The following is a 16,965-nucleotide window of genomic DNA, read 5'->3' on the forward strand; positions in this document are numbered from 1 at the left end:
TGAGAACCTACTACTAAGCTACCCTATCATTTCACCGCAGGAGGGAACAACCGAGAATATTCTTGAGTTAATCATGTTTTGGGAACTATGGGCAGGAGAATTTCAAATTCAGTGTTCTTACCTGGTTGCGATCGCAATTTCAGTTGGCCGCCGTGCTTTTCTGTGACGATTTGATTGCAGATAGCCAGCCCCATACCGCTGCCTTTGCCTGCTGGTTTAGTGGTAAAAAAGGTGTCAAATATCTGCTGGTGATTTTCTGGAGGAATGCCGGGCCCGTTATCGGCAATGCAAATTGCCACCCGCTTGCCGTGTTCGGTTTCTATCACTTTAGTGGTAATTTCGATTTGGGGCTGCCAGTTTTCCCGGCACGGGGTGTGTATTTCTTGATCGGCTGCGTACTCTGTCAGGGCGTCTAGAGCATTAACTAACAAATTCAAAAACACCTGACTCAACTGACCGGAGTAGCCGCTAACTAGCGGCAGTTCGCCGTAATTTTTAACCACTTCTATGCTGTTTTTAAAGCGGTTTTTCAAAATTAACAGCGTCATCTCCACGCATTCGTGAATGTCTGTCTCCACTGGTTTTGTCTCGTCCATGTGAGAGAAGTGGTGCAGCCCGTTAACTATTTTTAGCAATTGCGAGGCTCCCAACTCCATCCCTTCTAAGGTGATAGGCAAATCTTCTTGTAAAAAATCAAATTCAATTTCTTTTTTAAGGGCTTCAATTCGGGGACACGGCGCCGAATATTCTTCTTCATAAACCGACATGAGCTGAAGCAGGTGTTCAAAATAGGACAGCAGAAAAGTTAAATTTCCCCAAATACAGTTCAGCGGATTTCTGATTTCGTGAGCGACTTCTGCTACAATCCTCCCCAAACTCGCCATTTTTTCTGTTTGGATGAGTTTGGCTTGGGTTTGTTTGTGGAGTAACTTATTTGTTAATTCGTGGATTCTTGATTGAGCGACCATTAATTGGTGTACGTCTAATAGTTTGTAGCTCTGAGGTGCTACTTCCACTACTACAGGTTCGTAAATTAATTCTGCGGATCTGTAAAGCGATTCCTGTGCGGCTTCTACTATTAATTTACTGCCTGGAAGGATCAGCGGATCTGGCTTGGAAAACTTGTATAATACCTCTATTGGTCGCTTAAAAAACATTTCTAATCCGTAGCGGCGGTTAACTTTTTCAAAAAAGAGACGCCTGGATATTATGCCGACAAAATTACCCCGCTCTGTCAAAATGACGCCGGGAAGCATGGAATTGTCTTCAAAAGCCTGGGCTACTTCTTTTGCCTGTTGAGTTAATTCAATTTGGCAGTTGTAGAGCGGCAGGTCTAGGAGAGTTGATTCTAAGGAGATGTTCCAACTACAAATCTCAGCTATATGCAACACTGATAACTCCGAGCTAGTCTCACGCACAGCAAACATCGAGGAAACCCCTGTTAAAAATTGTATTCATGAACAACTTAAGTTGCTATTAATTCGTAACGGGTAATGGGTAGCGGGTAGTTGCTAATTTGTGAAATTACAACAGCACCCGATGGGAAAACCCGATCGCAGTAGCATTGTCTGCTAAAGATTTTGTTTCTAACTCAATATTAAACGATCGAAGCTTTTGTGGAACTTACGGAGTAGGCGCTTTAAACTTTTTACCATCATATACCTGCGATCGGGTGTTTTCCGAAAATTTTTAATATTTATAACTAATTATTGTGATAAATTATACCATTTTTCTAGTGATAGAAGGGAATTGGAGAACCGCGAGCGGGTTATCAGTGAATATACGGGCATCCTTCGAGGGTTGGAGGGCCCGGATTAGCCATCGTCCAAGGGGCTTGAGGCTCCAACTGTACCGTCAAGACAGGGGTCCAGGCAACAATCGGCAGATTGTACAGCAGAAAGAAGTTCGGCCACGGATTCGCTTTCTTCGGATGTAACCGAATGTAACGGATGGGAGGCTTTAGTTATCTAGCAGAGAAGGAAGAAGCAATGTTCCGCAAGGGTTTGTGCAATTAAGAACGTTCTAACCGTATTGGCGGTTGCTATACCACTCAAAAGAAATGCAACTTTAGGCAACTTCCAACCTCGATGGTAGTCGGTTTTTTGCAATCTGCCATCGGCCATCGGCCATCGGCCATCTGCCATCTCAAATCGTCTTAGGGTTCCACCTCCGGCCAGAGGCGTTCTAGCTGATACCGCCAAGCGGCGAGAGTCTTTTCGCTAGACTCTCGCCCTAGTTCCATTTCACCCATCAACCCCTCTGCGTAGAAACGGTCTAAAGTCTGAAGGGTAGTTTCCACAGACTGTCCCTGCGCCTTCGCAGCTTTGATGATTTGACGGATGCGGCTTTCTATCAAACCGCCGAAAAAGTCGGATAAACCTCGCTCTTGCAAAGCCAGCACTCTGGCGACGGCGGCCGAGAAATCTGCGGCCGCGAGTGTGGCACAACTGTGCTGAAATACTCCCCACAAAACGTTTTGATGTAAGGCGTAGCGAGTTTCCAGGGTGGTGTCAAAGTTAGCTTCTAGGAGTTTATCAAAAAATGGTTGAGCTTCCTGGGCATCGGCGATCGGCAGCAAAATCCGCAGCCAAGTCCCGTCTTCTGAAAGGAGGACTAACAGGCGAAAATAGGGGGTTTCTACTTGCCAAGAAGTAGCAGCCGGCATCTCAACACTGTCACCAAATAAGTCTTTAAGGGTATTGCTAATTTCTTCGGGAGTCATGCGAATTTTAGATTTTAGGTTTGAGGTTTTAGATGTGGAATTGCAGGCTGGTGAGTTGGTTTCAAAAGTTTGTAATATTTACCAGTATGGCTTAGTATCCACTCAATTTCAAATCTCAAATCTCAAATCTCCAATCAATTTAGTAAAAGTAGGGTGTGCACCGCGCACATTTCAACGCTTGGTGTTTATGGGCGCACCTTACCCTATTGATATTTACCCATATCGGTCAATCTCAAATCTCAAATCTCAAATCTCAAATCGATTTAGGGGAGCCAGCGGGGGTGATAGCCGGCAAAGGGAAGTTCTTCTGGCTGTAGTTTGGCGGGAGAACCCTCTGCAGGTATTTCTACTAAGGGTAGCAGCCAGAGGCGGCTGGTGGCGATCGACTGTCCACTATCGTTGCGGGGACTGTCTGCTGCTGAGGGAGTTGCTGCTGTGACTGATTGGTCGAAAATTAATGCCAGTCCGTCGGGAGATAAACTGATTTGGGTATCTAATTGGTTGGGCAAAATCAGCAGCGGTTTGATGGTTCCTACCAAACGAGCACCCTCTTTTTTGAGGTCGATGGTGGCGATGAAAGGCTGTTCTTTGTAGCTTTCTGTTTTGAGGCGTTGGGCTAACAAACAGTAGAGACGCTGAACTTGGTTGTCTTCGCTTTTGCGGGGGTCGAAATAAACGGCCATAATGCTGCCGGGAATACGCAATATTTCTTGTTCTACACCTTGGTTATCTAAGATGAAAAGCGATCGAGTAAAGTCGCTGTTGTATTTAACATAGGCGGCGGCAGAGTTGTCGCGGGCCATGCCCAATACTTGTTCGTATTTTGGCAAAAATTCTACTGGGTCTGCTTCCGGTTTGAGGGGGACGATCGCTAATCCTTGTTTTTGAGATATTACCATGGATTTGCTGTCGGGGCGAATCATAAAATCTCCGCCTTGTTCATTTTCCAATGGTCGGGGTGGCACTTTTTCTTCTAAAATCCAAGGACTGAAATCGCCGGGATTGCTGCGGTTGACGCGCTGGACAACTATGATTTTTCCGTCGGCTGAGAGGTCGAATTTGAGGTTTTGGTAATCTTTGGAGTCTAAGATTTTGTCGATTCTACCCGCTGGGTATTTTTGTTGAGTTCCTGAGCCCGATTGGGGGTTGAGGCCGGTGGTGACTGTGAATAGTTCTTGATTTAGAGTGCCGCGAGTACGGGCGATTGATCGATCTGTGGCGGAGAATAAAATGCGATCGCTGTCGGGATACGGTTTAAAATCGGTAACGACTAAATCTTTGGGAGTCAGCGCTATCGGTTTCGATTCGCTGCTGGTGAGATTGACTAGCATTAATCTGCTTTCTGTTTCGCCTTGGACACCGATGTAAGCAAAAGCTCGATCGCGGCTGCGAAAGGAACTGCTAAACGGTTGCATTGGCGTTCCTTTATTTTCGTTGTTGTCTCCGAAATACTTGTCCGTTGCTCCTGCGAGTTTTACTGTGTAGGTAACGCCGTAGGGTGCTGGATCTTGGAGGGTGTAAGCCATGCGTCTTCCCGCCCAACTAAATTTACCGGGGAGGGGGGGTTCTAGCTTTAAGTTTTCCTCAACGGTGGACTGGTTCATCGGCCGAAAGAATGTGAGGATAAAGCCGGTATCTTCGGCGCCGATTTGTTTGTTTTCCCAGGTAAATTCTCGCACTCTGGGTGCTGTGCGATCGCCGCTCAGCAGCAGCAGTCCGATTAAGACGCTCAGCACTAGCATGAGGAAGATGGCCGTGCGGTCGATCGGCTGTTTGAATGGCAGATTAGCGAAGGGTGAAGGATTAATTTTTTTCTTAAAAATACTCACAAATCTTTCTCTCCTACTTTCTGCTGAAAATTAACTGCCAAATTTTCCCTCTTAAATTTTACTGCCTTGGGCGTACTCCCGACCCTCTGAAACGTTTTTTTTACCAGCGAAAAGGAATGCAACGAAGTATCTTGGTAAAAAACTCGGTTTCTGAAAGTGTTGGTGTCTCCAGGACTGAATTAAACTCACAAGCTTAAATCCGTGGAGTATGCGGCACTTCCAACCCTATCAACCGAGTGGAGATTTGAAATTATAGATTTTACCTTTTAGAATGCCTCAGAGCTAAAAATTGCTCGATCGAGAGAGGCTTTGAGGAAAGTAGAGCACCCTACCATTGTGCCAGTTGCGTCCAACACTGTTTGAAATTTTAGATTTTTAATTTAATCTCAAATCTCAAATCGCTAGTTCTTTAATAGGTTGAGGGGTAACCCTGGCGCTGTACCCATCCTACTAAGAATCATGACCACTACTTATCTCCCTTTCACGAATCCTTGACGCTTGGTGGGTGGGAATTATTAACCGCTGATAGTGTATACGGAGATTCCGGTTCGGGATATAGCTTAGAATATTTGCTATCGTAATGCCTGACCTCAAAATAGTTTAAGTTTGACGGGTGAGGCTTATATATGGAGAAACATTCCAAAAGACAAAAAGTTGCTGCACTCTCTAAAGGCCCGACATTCACTACTTGATTTTTGAAGATGCGACCTGATTTTATCCAGTGTTTCATCTGGCTTTTTGACAAGCAGTAAAATGCTGAATGAGTATGGCTAGATTCAGCAAATTTTACACTTTCTATCTCTACACTAGATAGCTGATTCCACCATACTGGCGGCTCAATGGTCAAATCAATGTATCTCTTGGTTCCTTGATACATTTCAAAACGGTTTGGGTAAAGAATAGCATTCTCATACCCGCTTTGTCGGTTAAAGTTTTCTAATTTTTCTAGAATGAAAGCATCGTACAAAACAATGTCATCTTCTATGAATAAAAACCAGTCAAATTTTTCTACTCTTTCGACAAATTCTTCCTGAAGTCTAAACTCTACAAACATGGGGTCGCATTCAGGGCCTTCTTGTATCTGAATGCACTTAAGTTGATATTCAGGTAAGTAGGCTGTAACGTGCCTGTTCGGTAGAGTTTGGATAGTAATAGTCAGGTCGCAATGAGCAAAACTCGTCAACAGTCCATCTATTGTGTGCCTGAGTCTCTCTATTTTTGCTGCGCCTTTTTCTGGATTGTTAGATTCTTCAACTGATGTAATGTGTGCGACAGCGGCAAAGACTTTGGCGCGTTCTTTTTCGGGCTGTTCGTTTTCTTTGAATAAATTTATAATGCGATTTCTTTGATAAAAAAACATCAGTTTAGTATACCTCGTGGCTACTCGCGATATTTCTTGTAAGAGAGCCATTTGTAAAAAGATAAAGTGCATTACTTTTCTTCTTGTATTGTGTTCGGCTGACATAGAGACAATCTCCTTTTTGTTTACTGAAACAGTTGATTGATTGGAACTAAATCCATCGGTGATATTTTATCGATCGGCAGACCCAAACCAAAAGCGACTCTACACCAAAGTAGAGTTGCCAGCACCCCTACAAACAGCCCTGTTAATTGAATATCCTGCCAAAAACAAGTTAGTCCTTCTTTCCACAAACCGTAGTTAGTTACTGCATAGGTAGGAAGGTCGCCGAGAGCTACAGCAATCACGGCACCTAAATTACCTTTTAAGTGGTATCCCAGCGGTATACTTATACATAGATTCACAAAAGTCAGCAGATTGCCCATAGCTGGGTACTGAGACTTTCCTACGGCTAGCAGACAAGAACCCATCATATTGTGCAGCGTGGTGTGCCAGATACCTAACGCCAAGATTGGCATCATCCAAGATGCAGCCTCATACTCTTTCCGATACAGTATTAAAATTAACTGATCTCCAAAGCTCACAAAAATTGCTAAACCTACGGCTAATGGTATTAGAATTAGCTTGCGGTTGTTGAGTATCTTGGCGCGCAACTCCTCCCGCGGCAAATCGGCCAGCATAGAAATTGAGGGAAAAATCACCCGGCCACTAATTGCGATGATGACTTGGCGTGGCATATCCCCCAGGGTAAAAGCGATTCCGTAAATGCCCAACATTGTTAAAGTAAATATTTTCCCGAGGATGAGTCTATCGGCTTGAGAACACAAGAAAAACAAAGCCGTAGACACAAAGATCCATTTGCCATAAGAAAATATTTCTTTAGCTGCTTCTTTATCCCAAGCAAAGCGGTTTGACTTGCCGGGAATCAAAAAATGGCTCCATACTAGCTCCATTAAAGCTGCAGTAAAGCCGGCGACGAGGATCGCCCAGATGCTGCGATCGAACCAGGCCCAGACAATCATCACTGTTGTAGAAACAATCTGTATGCCCAACTCAAAAATTACTACTTTCTTCACTGCCATTTTGCGTTCTAGGCTGGCTGTGGCAGTGGATTTAAACCCTCCTATTACGGAATTTATACCTATTATTGGAATCAACCACCGAAGACGGGGATCTTCATAAAAACTAGCAACGGGCTGGGCAATTATAATCAAACAAATGAAAATGAACAAGCTGCGAATAACTTGCAGTGTCCAAGCGGTGTTGAGAAATTGAGGATCTTCCCCGCGCTTATTCTGGATTATGCTTGGGGCCAGACCTATGTCTGAGAATAAGTTAATCCCTGTGATGAAAACGTAGGCTAGACCTACCAGACCAAATAATTCGGGCAAAAGCAGACGCGTCAGGATTAAGTTACTGCCAAATCGGATAATTTGACTGCTTCCATAGCTGGCGATCGTCCAGGCAGCACCTTTGATAGCTAATTTTTTTTCTGATGACATATACTCAGAATTTATTTCCTAATTACGAGTGTAGTTGCTGAACTTGTTATTTGCAACTCCTACAGGATGCTGCTGCCACTTTTATTGCTGACTTTACCATATCTTCATCTGTATACGGATGTTGGATCTGGACTGTCCATCTCGCAATAAAGGTAAATTTTAATCTGATACTTACTCCACATCTAATAATCATAAGGATTTTTTGGTTCAGGAATTGGTTTGAGGGAGGATGCTTGAATGATTAATTTGCGCTTGCCTTGAAGTTCTTCTACGATCGTTTCTCCTTCTATTTCTAGCCAACTGTCTGGGGCAAAGGTGGTGCGGCTTTGACCGATAAGTAATTTTACTGGCAACCCGATCGGATAGGCGTCTGCCGCGCAGCAGGTAATGATAAAACGCCCGATCCACATATATTGTTCTGCTAGGTTAGGGGGATGAATTACAAACCCTTGAACTTTGACTTTTTGACCTCTGTATGTATCCGGTTCGGGGTTGAAATTTAACAGCCGCACCCATTCGACGAGCGATCGCAGTTCGGGTTTTGTAGTATTGCGAAATTCTTGGGGTTGCAGTCTGGTGATTGGCAGGGATTCGGTGAGGCCTCGTTCTAATGCTGTCTGGCTGGTAAAAGTGCGTGGCGTTGTTAGTAAACCTATTAATGCGACGCTCAACATTAAGGTGCTGCCGATGCTGGGGGGAAACAAAGTCACGTGTTCAACTTCTGTAATTCTGAGAGAGTTATTTGCTGGTGATGTCCGCGATTGCTTTGTGGTGCGATCGAGTTTTAAGAGTTCCCAAGTTTTTAAACCCCCAATAACCATTAAGCCGATTCCTCCAGCTAAAGTCAAGCCAAAGTAATGGGGGTGAATGAGAATGCTTAATTTGCCGGTGATCCAATATTTAAGAAGCAGTATTCCCCACGCTAAGATAGCTAGGGCGTCCAGCCAGGGGCTAATTTTTTTAAGATTCATTTTTTAAGAGTCATTGAGAATTGGAAACTAGAACGTGGCAGTAAGGAAAAAAGAAGAAAAAGACGAAATAAGGAACAAGGAAGAAGGAAAAAATAGCTATCTGTATATCGATTTCCGTGTCGTGGCTCCAAATAATTAAAGATCGAAAATCTACAATGGTATTAGTTCTCTGTTCCCGCTAATTTATTAACCTAAATGCAAGTTTACAGCGAGGGTCATTAAAAAGGTTAACTGAGCTGCCAAGACAATGATGTAAACTACGGCTCGACTTTTAAAAATTGACAGCATTAAACCGATGCCTTTGAGGTCAATCATCGGGCCGAAAACGAGAAATGCTAACAGCGAACCGCTGGTGAATGTGGAAGCAAAAGACAGGGCAAAAAAGGCATCTACTGTAGAACAAATCGATACGACTGCGCCTAAGAGCAGCATGGCTAGAATCGAGGAAACGGGGCCTTGGCCGAGGTTGAGAATTAGTTCGCGGGGGGCGCCAACTTGAATGATGGCTGCGATCGCACTTCCGATTACCAACACTCCTCCCAATTCGCGCAACTCCTGTACCATAGTATCTAAAAGCAGACGCAGACGCTCTTTAGAAACGCGGTGGAACATCGAGGAACGTTTCGAGGTTTTTTCTGTTTGGTCTGTTTGTAATGGCTTCCAGTCGTCTTGTAGCAAGGATTCGATCGGCACCGCCCCCCCTGGCTGACCGAGCATAAATGTTCCCGACTGCAACAGCAGCGGAGTGTTAGCTTGGACGAGTTTTTTTTCGGAAAACTCTGGTTTTGGCAGGGGGATAGCGCGGGCTACAGAGGGTTGCAGCAGCGGCCGCAAGTCTTTTTGGGCGCTGAACACCCAGCCGATAATTGTGGCTGTGACTAGAGAAAATACCACCCGCAAAACTACAATTTCTGGCTGATCGCGAAATGCCGTCCAAGTCGCCCAAATTACCACGGGGTTGATGGTGGGGGCCGCAAGCAAAAAGCCGATCGCGGCTGGTGCGGGCACTCCCTGCATCAGTAGCCTGCGGGCTACGGGCACGTTACCGCACTCGCACACGGGAAACAAAAAGCCGATCGAACTGCCCATCAAAGCCGCCAGCAGCGGGTTTGGCGGGATGCGCGATACGAGTTTGCGTTCGTCTACAAACCCCAGCAGCAAACCTGAGAATAAAACTCCCAGCAGCAGAAAAGGTATTGCCTCTACTAACAAGCTGAGAAAAAGGGTAAAAGCATTGTTTAACTGATTCGTGAGGGCGGGTTGCATCGAGCACCTACTGGTAAATTGCTATTTAGTTACACGTCTTTGGCAGAACCCCCTGTCGATCATACCAAAGCACAGCACTAAGTTAAGATTTAGTTGAAACTTTTTTCCTCCAATCCTCTATCTTATACCCATCATTAAAAGTCGCAGAGCCTGGTAAGGACACGGCCGTACCGTTTCCCTATAGAGATGGCGTACAATATATATGTGTCCCTACTTTTCACCATTGGTATATGATTAAATTTTAAATTTAATAATGCCTTTTCTGGGCTGCAATTGGTACAGTTTATAATTTAATCAATGCTAGGTAGTAAATAATTTGGAATGGTTAAAGTTGTTTGAATTACACTCAAATTTTCTGCCTGATATCTAATTCGGTGGCATGGGAATTGATATTACCCACAGTCATGACACCGCGCCTGGTCGTTTCCCTACAATTAATCGGCGGGCGATGGTTAAATATTTCATCGAAAAAAAGTGATTATGGTGGGGTAGGGAAACGGCAATGCCGTTTCCCCCGGTGTCTTCAGTTTCCAATGCCGTAGCTTGTGGGGCGGGACACCATCGCGGTTATTTTGCGACCTAAAACTCAGGGACGCGCACCCACGGGTACATTCGGCCGCGAGGCGGGCGATCGGGCAATTCCGATTTTCCTCTATTGTGACTTTATTATATTTGGGAAAAATGTAATCTTATTATTAAAAATAGGTTAAGACGAGAACTCCAGGTTAATGAATAATTAAATAGTCGAACCAAGCGTTAATACCCCTCAAGTCAGTATAAAATAAAGTCAGGTATAGCCAGGGCGCATTTATATCGGTAATACTTAAGATTGCCTCATACTTTAAGTGGTAAAATCCCATTTACTACAGTCAGTTTTTTGTGTAATTAAAAAAGCAGTTTGTCAGGATGATCCCGGTCAAAGCACTCAGCAACTTATCTGCTGACCTTTGGTAGCTGAATGTCTGCTAGCAAATAGAACCCCAAAAAAGCGTACTGATGAATTTATGTTGAATACCTCCTGCGTAGAAAGACCAGTCCCACCCATCTCCGAGGCTGACCTAGGAGAACTTTGTTTAGACTCTACTCTCAAAGAATTGTCGCTTTACGATTTTCAGGTAGAAGCTACGGATTGGGGAATGCGAATTTCTCAGATGTTAGAAGCTAATCCGCTGTTACCGGGAGTCATTGTGACCCATCAAGGTGAATTTGCGGGTATGATTTCCCGGCGGAGATTTTTAGAATTTATCAGCCGTCCTTTTGGGCGAGAATTATTTTTAAAGCGACCTGTGAGGGCTTTGTACCGCTTTGCCGAAACTGAGAGTTTAATTTTTCCCAGCAATACTTTAATCGTGGATGCAGCAAGGAAGTCGCTGTTGCGATCGAAAGAACTGCTTTACGAACCTATTGTAGTTCAAGTGTCGCCTCAAACTTATAGTTTGCTAGATGTACACGAACTGTTAGTAGCCCAATCCAACATTCACGAACTAGCGACAAAATTGCTGAGGCAGCAAACTCAATCTCAACTAATTCAAACCGAAAAACTAGCCAGTTTGGGGCAGATGGTAGCTGGAGTCGCCCACGAAATTAGAAATCCCGTCACCTGCATCAGCGGAAATCTAGGCTTTTTGTCCAACTATTCGACAGACATCATGGACTTGCTGTCTGCTTACGAACACATTGTCGGTGAAAACGAAAAAATTAACCAACTCAAAAAACACATAGAATTTGATTTTTTGCAAGAAGATTGGGTGGAAATTCTCAAAAGCATGAAAGTTTCATCACAGAGGCTGACCGAACTCGTTACCAGCCTCCATACCTTTTCTCACATGGACGAAACCCACTTGAAACAAGCTAACATCCATGAATGTATTGACAGTACGCTGCTAATTATGAAAAACCGTCTCAAGTACGGAATTGAAGTAGTTAAAAGCTATGGTGATTTGCCTTTAGTCAAGTGTTACTCGGGTCAGTTGAGCCAGGTATTTATGAATATCGTCAGCAATGCGATCGACGCTTTGGAAGAGGTAAAAGAAGAAAAAGATTTTGTGCCTTCGATTACTATTGAAACCGAGGTAATAGACAGTTCTGACGGAGACTGCGTGAATTCAGAATTAATTCAAAATTATGTTATGGGCGATCGACAAAATTCAAAACAGCTATCCTGCACCACCCAAAACGCCGGTTTCAGCCCAGAAACAGGCGAAAAAAATCCAAATAACGCTTGGATAGCCATCAGAATTGCCGATAACGGGCCGGGAATTCCGCCAGAAATTCAGCGGCGGATTTTTGAGACATTTTTTACTACTAAACCTGCCGGCAAAGGTACCGGTTTGGGATTGGCAATTACCCATCAAATTGTTACGGAAAAGCATAAAGGCAAGTTGAATTTGCATTCAACCCCCGGTACGGGTACGGAATTTGAAATTTTGTTGCCATTGATTTGAAGGGCAGGGGGACTGGTCGATATGGATTTACCGCCCAAGCGGGGGCGGGTTTATTAGACGAGCAATTTTAGGCGGAGATTGTTTGTAAAACCCCCCCCTATTAATCGGTTACGCTCGAAGCTGAACTGGCATCACCAAGAATGTAGCATTGACTCCACCCAAAGGCTGGAAAATTACGGGGGCTAAAGCACCGTTTAATTGCAGTTGAATTTCTGGGGATTGAGCCGTTTTTAAGATATCAATCAGATATTTCACGTTGAAAGCAATATCTATACTGTCTCCAGAAATTTGTGCGGGCATTGACTCTTTGCCACAGCCGACATCTTTAGCATCTACAGACAAAGTAATTTCCTGATTCTCCTCATCGATGCTGCATTTGAGAATATTATTTTTTTGGTCTGCAAACACTGCAATTCTTTCTACTGCTGCTAAGAACGATCGCCTTTCTAAGGTAATTTGCCGCTCAAAGGAGGGCGGAATCAACTGGCGATATGCGGGATACTGCCCTTCCAAGGTGCGGGTTGTCAGCCGCTGGTCTGCCCATTCAAACACTACTTGACCGTGTTCAAAATGCAGGGTGACAGGTTCAGTCCACTGCCGCATCACCAGCATTCTTTCTACTTCCCGCAATGCTTTAGCGGGGACTGTCACCTCAAATTCTTCTTGCGTTTCTTCGCCTTCAGCTTTTTCATTTGCAGTTTGAACTACTGCCAATCTGTGGCCGTCTGTAGCTGCAAATTCCAGGCAATCTTGCAATACCTTTAAATGCACGCCTGCAAGTACCTGTTTTGCCTCGTCGGGGCTAGTAGCAAATAAAGTTCCTTTGAGTCCTTCTATCAAGGCTTCCGGCGGCAATTTGAGGATTGTTCCGGCTTCGATTGCGGGCAATTCTGGGAATTCTTCCGGGCCCATGCCTCTAACTTGATAGCTGCCAGAACTGCAAGTGAGATATGCTACGGTGTCCCCCGCTTCGTCTTCTAAAGTAATCTCTCCATCTGGGAGTCTCGAAACAATATCGTTAAGTAATTTTGCGGGTATGGTAAAACTGCCGCCGCCAGTCACTTCTGCTGCGAAGCTGGTACGGATGCCCAAACTGAGATCGAAAGCTGTCAAGCTAACCCGCTGATTTTCCTCATCCGCTACTAAGAGCACGTTGGCTAGTACCGGATGTGTCGGGCGGGAGGGAACGGCCCGACTTACCAACGAGAGGTTGGCGTTGAGGTCACTTTGGGTGCAAACCAATTTCATGGTAGGAAGGTTAATTAACCGGATTTGAAACAGAAACAAATCGTATCACAGAAAGCCGGCGGGTCAGTTTTTCTGTGTGTAGGGGTTAATCATGGGCCTAGAAACCCGGTTTCTAGGCAAAATTTTGCCTGTAAAAACGAGAAATCTTCGTAGAAACCGGGTTTCTGAGGTCAGCGCGCGTGGCGAACTATGTGTGTAGGGTACGCAGGGATCACCAGTTTTTTTTAATTTATTCAATTATTTTTGTATCGATCGCCCTGTGGAAACTGTGGAAAAAAAAGCTAACTGCTGGCTGGGCATCACCTCTAGGTAATAAATACCTGTGGAAAACTTGTGGAAAAGCTGTTGCGGTCGATCGCCCGCCCATTTTTGTGCAAAAACTGTTTCGGGCGATCAAGTAAAGTTTTCCACAAATGGAGGGCAAATTTTCCACAGGTTTTTCCACAGGCAATATCAAATCTGGTGGCATCGAAATTGATATTACCCACACTCGGGACAGGGCGCGGTGCCGTTTCCCTACAATTAATCGGGCGATGGTTACATCTCTCATGGAGTGCTCATGATTATTTGGGGGTAGGGAAACGGCATTGCCGTGTCCTACGTTGCCTATCTGTTTATCCGTGTCCGAATCACTGGTTTTGCTTTCCTTCTTCCTTAAAACTCACATCTTGCACCATTCTCAAGAACGGGCAAGATGCCCGTTCCACAAAGAGTAGATTTTCTTGTGGGGTGGGCATCCTGCCCGCCCATGAAAAGATTATTGAGAATGGTGCAACATCTCAGTTCAAATTAACTTTTGCGGCTGACAACATTAATTCGATCGCTCAACTGACGCAAAGTTTGAGCCAAATTCGGGTCAGTGTTCCGCAACTGAGCAATTTTTTCGCAACTGTAAAGCACAGTCGTGTGATCTTTGCCACCGAATACTTCGCCAACTTTCGGCAAACTCAAACCAGTATGCTGCCGAATTAAATACATCCCTATTTGACGTGCCAGACTAATTTCTCGTCGGCGGGAAATTCCTTTCAAATCTTCAACAGAAACATCAAACTCCTCAGCCACAACTGCAATTACTGCATCTGGCGTTGCCTCTACGCTTTCAGTTTGCGGATTCAAAACCGGGGCAATATTTTCCACGGTCATCGGCAAACCAGTAATTGAAAGATATGCTACCGCCCGAATCAAAGCACCTTCCAATTCCCGAACGTTGGAAGTGTAACTAGAAGCAATGTATTCAATCACATCTCGCGGCAGCCGCATATTTTCATACTCGGCTTTTTTCTGCAAAATTGCCATCCTAGTTTCCAAGTCGGGCAATTGAATGTCGGCAATTAATCCCATGGAAAATCGGGAACACAAACGCTCTTGCAGACGGGGGATTTGCTGTGGCGGACGGTCAGAAGCTAAAACTACTTGGTTTCCGGATTCGTGCAGCGTATTAAAAGTGTGAAAAAATTCTTCTTGAGTGTATTCTTTGCCTTCAATAAATTGGATGTCATCTATTAATAAAACATCTGCGGCCCGATAATGATCGCGGAAAGTTTGCATACTGTCTTTGCGAATGGCGGCGATTAAATCGTTAGTAAATTTCTCAGTAGAAACGTAAAAAATCTTGGCGTTGGGGTCAATTTCCAAGCGATAATGACCGATCGCCTGCATCAAATGAGTTTTGCCCAAACCGACGCCACCGCACAAAAATAGGGGATTGAATTCTCTGCCCGGCGACTCGGCTACCGCGAGGGAGGCAGCGTGAGCCATGCGGTTGTTAGAACCGACAACAAAGCGGGAAAATAGGTATTTGGGGTTTAAATTGGCGGGTTTGGGGGGGTGAAGCGAGTGGCTTTCCGGGACATCCGCGATGGGGGAGGGCCAAATCATGCCGGAGTCATTGCTGCCGCCTGTTTCGTTTCCCCCGGCAATTGTCAAGTAAATTTCTACGGGATAGCCGAGAATTTCGTAGACTGCATCGGCAATGGTTTTGACGTAATATTTTTGCAACCAATTGCGAGCAAAGGGGTTGGGGGCGCTGACAATCAAACAGTTATTTTCGAGTTGTTCAGCCCTGGCAGTTTTGATCCACGTCTCAAAGCTAGGTCTGCTAAGTTGTACCTGGAGACGTTCAAGTATCTGATTCCACAGACTTTCGAGCGGAATGTCCACTGCTCACCTCTGCCGATCGGCATTCAAGATATTAATTCTACAGTCTAGAGAGTTTAGTCCTCAGATGCTAAAGTTTAAGGGAGTCTGCCGATCGCCCAAAAATTTGGCGGCTCTGCAGCCCAAACCAGGTATCGAGGAGCTGCTCAGCAAATATTTAGATTTGGCAGGAAAGCCTTAAAACATGGCAATGAAGAGTTCTACTGGCAAATTTTGGAAGCAACCGGCAATTTACATATTGCTGCTGGTAACGGGAGCCGGGGCCGCCATGTTGGGCGATCGTCTGACGGTTTCTCAATTTCGTGCAAATTCTGGCGATTCGGGACAAAGGGCGCTGGAACCGAAATTGCAACTGCCTCGTAATACAAAGGATCAAGCTAGCAAAGTCTTGCCGCCTGCTTCCTTGTCGGGGGACGGGACTAATGTGAATTTTATTGTGGCTGCGGTGGCAAAAGTTGGGCCGGCAGTGGTTCGGATCGATGCTTCGCGGCGGGTGAAACCGGGAAATAGAGGCTTGTCGCCGGAAGATTTTTTTGGCATAGAACCGAATTCGGGTGGCAGGGGCGGGATCGAACGGGGCACGGGTTCGGGTTTTGTCATCGGTGCCGACGGCGTGATTCTCACTAACGCTCACGTTGTAGAGGGAGCCGATACGGTAAATGTAACTCTCAAGGACGGCCGCAGCTTTCAGGGGCGGGTGTTGGGGGCGGATAAGGTGACGGATGTGGCTGTAGTGAAGATTGAGGCGAATAATGTGCCTGTGGTGGCGATCGGCAATTCGGATAAGCTGTTGTCTGGGGAATGGGCGATCGCGATCGGTAATCCTTTGGGTTTGGACAATTCCGTAACTGCGGGGATTATTAGCGCTACGGGGCGATCGAGCTCTGATGTGGGCGTACCCGACAAGCGAGTCGGTTTTATTCAAACAGACGCTGCAATTAATCCGGGGAATTCTGGTGGCCCGCTGCTGAATGCTTCGGGCCAAGTTATTGGCATGAATACGGCGATTATTCAAGGTGCTCAAGGATTGGGGTTTGCCATTCCCATTCAGGCGGCCCAACAGGTGGCCAAGGAACTGATTACGACTGGGAAAGTCGAACACGCTTATTTGGGAATTGAAATGGCGACGCTGACTCCGGATGTTAAGGAGCAAATTAACAGCAACGCTAACAGCAGCCTGCGAGTTGCAGTCGATCGGGGTGTGGCTATTGTTAGTGTAGTTCCTGCTTCTCCCGCTGCGGCGGCAGGTTTGCGGGCTGGAGATGTGATTCAAAAAATTAACAATCAGCCAATTATTCAGTCGGAAGCTGTTCAGGAGTTCGTGCAAAATGCTAAGGTTGGCGGGCTGTTGCAAATGGAAATCAACCGCAACGGGCAAATAGTTAATTTGAGTGTTAAACCGGGGAGTTTGCCGGTTCAAAAAGTTAGATAGGAAGGAAGAAGGAAGAAGGAAGAAGGAAGAAGGA

12 protein-coding genes are annotated in these 16,965 nt (G+C 45.4%); 3 read left to right on the top strand and 9 right to left on the bottom strand.

From position 1 onward, the window contains the following. Nucleotides 1-71: 71 nt before the first annotated feature. From D0A34_22650 to D0A34_22680, 7 genes are all read right to left on the bottom strand, one after another. Entirely contained in the window at nucleotides 72-1,427 is a 1,356-nt protein-coding gene (locus D0A34_22650; protein ID UNU21270.1) for an ATP-binding protein, read from the bottom strand. A 728-nt stretch (nucleotides 1,428-2,155) separates the two neighbouring features. Continuing rightward, nucleotides 2,156-2,722 carry a hypothetical protein gene (locus D0A34_22655; protein ID UNU21271.1) on the bottom strand — a complete coding sequence of 189 codons (567 nt, stop codon included), beginning with the start codon at nucleotides 2,720-2,722 and terminating at the stop codon, nucleotides 2,156-2,158. Nucleotides 2,723-2,985: 263 nt separating this feature from the next. After that, nucleotides 2,986-4,551: a hypothetical protein gene (locus D0A34_22660; protein ID UNU21272.1), complete on the bottom strand. Its 1,566-nt coding sequence runs from the start codon at nucleotides 4,549-4,551 to the stop codon at nucleotides 2,986-2,988. A 481-nt stretch (nucleotides 4,552-5,032) separates the two neighbouring features. Next, nucleotides 5,033-6,016: a hypothetical protein gene (locus D0A34_22665; GenBank protein ID UNU21273.1), complete on the bottom strand. Its 984-nt coding sequence runs from the start codon at nucleotides 6,014-6,016 to the stop codon at nucleotides 5,033-5,035. Between the two features lie 20 nt (nucleotides 6,017-6,036). Next, a complete protein-coding gene (locus tag D0A34_22670; protein ID UNU21274.1) occupies nucleotides 6,037-7,413 on the bottom strand; it encodes a polysaccharide biosynthesis protein in 1,377 nt (458 codons plus the stop codon). A 182-nt stretch (nucleotides 7,414-7,595) separates the two neighbouring features. Continuing rightward, nucleotides 7,596-8,384 (bottom strand): TIGR03943 family protein, encoded by a 789-nt coding sequence (locus tag D0A34_22675; GenBank protein UNU21275.1) that lies wholly within the window; start codon nucleotides 8,382-8,384, stop codon nucleotides 7,596-7,598. A 186-nt stretch (nucleotides 8,385-8,570) separates the two neighbouring features. Continuing rightward, a complete protein-coding gene (locus D0A34_22680) occupies nucleotides 8,571-9,650 on the bottom strand; it encodes a permease (GenBank protein UNU21276.1) in 1,080 nt (359 codons plus the stop codon). A gap of 1,004 nt (nucleotides 9,651-10,654) precedes the next feature. Here D0A34_22680 and D0A34_22685 point away from each other — a divergent pair. Beyond that, nucleotides 10,655-12,094, top strand: coding sequence for a sensor histidine kinase (locus D0A34_22685; GenBank protein ID UNU21277.1), 1,440 nt, complete (start codon nucleotides 10,655-10,657; stop codon nucleotides 12,092-12,094). Nucleotides 12,095-12,202: 108 nt separating this feature from the next. Here D0A34_22685 and D0A34_22690 read toward each other — a convergent pair whose 3' ends face one another. Further along, nucleotides 12,203-13,342 carry a DNA polymerase III subunit beta gene (locus D0A34_22690; protein UNU21278.1) on the bottom strand — a complete coding sequence of 380 codons (1,140 nt, stop codon included), beginning with the start codon at nucleotides 13,340-13,342 and terminating at the stop codon, nucleotides 12,203-12,205. A 179-nt stretch (nucleotides 13,343-13,521) separates the two neighbouring features. On the opposite strand from D0A34_22690, the gene D0A34_22695 reads away from it, so the two are divergent. Then, a complete protein-coding gene (locus D0A34_22695; protein UNU21279.1) occupies nucleotides 13,522-13,743 on the top strand; it encodes a hypothetical protein in 222 nt (73 codons plus the stop codon). A 388-nt stretch (nucleotides 13,744-14,131) separates the two neighbouring features. Here the strand turns inward: D0A34_22695 and dnaA are convergent, their stop codons facing one another. Then, a complete protein-coding gene (gene dnaA / locus D0A34_22700; GenBank protein UNU22421.1) occupies nucleotides 14,132-15,496 on the bottom strand; it encodes a chromosomal replication initiator protein DnaA in 1,365 nt (454 codons plus the stop codon). A 193-nt stretch (nucleotides 15,497-15,689) separates the two neighbouring features. Between dnaA and D0A34_22705 the strand changes: the two genes are divergently transcribed. Beyond that, complete coding sequence (locus tag D0A34_22705; GenBank protein ID UNU22422.1) at nucleotides 15,690-16,931, top strand: PDZ domain-containing protein; 1,242 nt, start codon at nucleotides 15,690-15,692, stop codon at nucleotides 16,929-16,931. The last annotated feature ends 34 nt before the right edge of the window (nucleotides 16,932-16,965 follow it).

Origin of the sequence: Microcoleus vaginatus PCC 9802 (assembly GCA_022701275.1) — a bacterium.
In the GTDB taxonomy this organism is placed as follows: domain Bacteria; phylum Cyanobacteriota; class Cyanobacteriia; order Cyanobacteriales; family Microcoleaceae; genus Microcoleus; species Microcoleus vaginatus_A.

Excerpts from the sequence above, each read along its gene's own strand:
- D0A34_22670 (UNU21274.1), bottom strand. The coding sequence starts at position 7,413 with ATGTCATCAGAAAAAAAATTAGCTATCAAAGGTGCTGCCTGGACGATC.
- D0A34_22655 (UNU21271.1), bottom strand. The coding sequence starts at position 2,722 with ATGACTCCCGAAGAAATTAGCAATACCCTTAAAGACTTATTTGGTGAC.
- D0A34_22680 (UNU21276.1), bottom strand. The coding sequence starts at position 9,650 with ATGCAACCCGCCCTCACGAATCAGTTAAACAATGCTTTTACCCTTTTT.
- D0A34_22685 (UNU21277.1), top strand. The coding sequence starts at position 10,655 with ATGTTGAATACCTCCTGCGTAGAAAGACCAGTCCCACCCATCTCCGAG.
- D0A34_22650 (UNU21270.1), bottom strand. The coding sequence starts at position 1,427 with ATGTTTGCTGTGCGTGAGACTAGCTCGGAGTTATCAGTGTTGCATATA.
- D0A34_22665 (UNU21273.1), bottom strand. The coding sequence starts at position 6,016 with ATGTCAGCCGAACACAATACAAGAAGAAAAGTAATGCACTTTATCTTT.
- D0A34_22705 (UNU22422.1), top strand. The coding sequence starts at position 15,690 with ATGAAGAGTTCTACTGGCAAATTTTGGAAGCAACCGGCAATTTACATA.
- D0A34_22675 (UNU21275.1), bottom strand. The coding sequence starts at position 8,384 with ATGAATCTTAAAAAAATTAGCCCCTGGCTGGACGCCCTAGCTATCTTA.
- D0A34_22690 (UNU21278.1), bottom strand. The coding sequence starts at position 13,342 with ATGAAATTGGTTTGCACCCAAAGTGACCTCAACGCCAACCTCTCGTTG.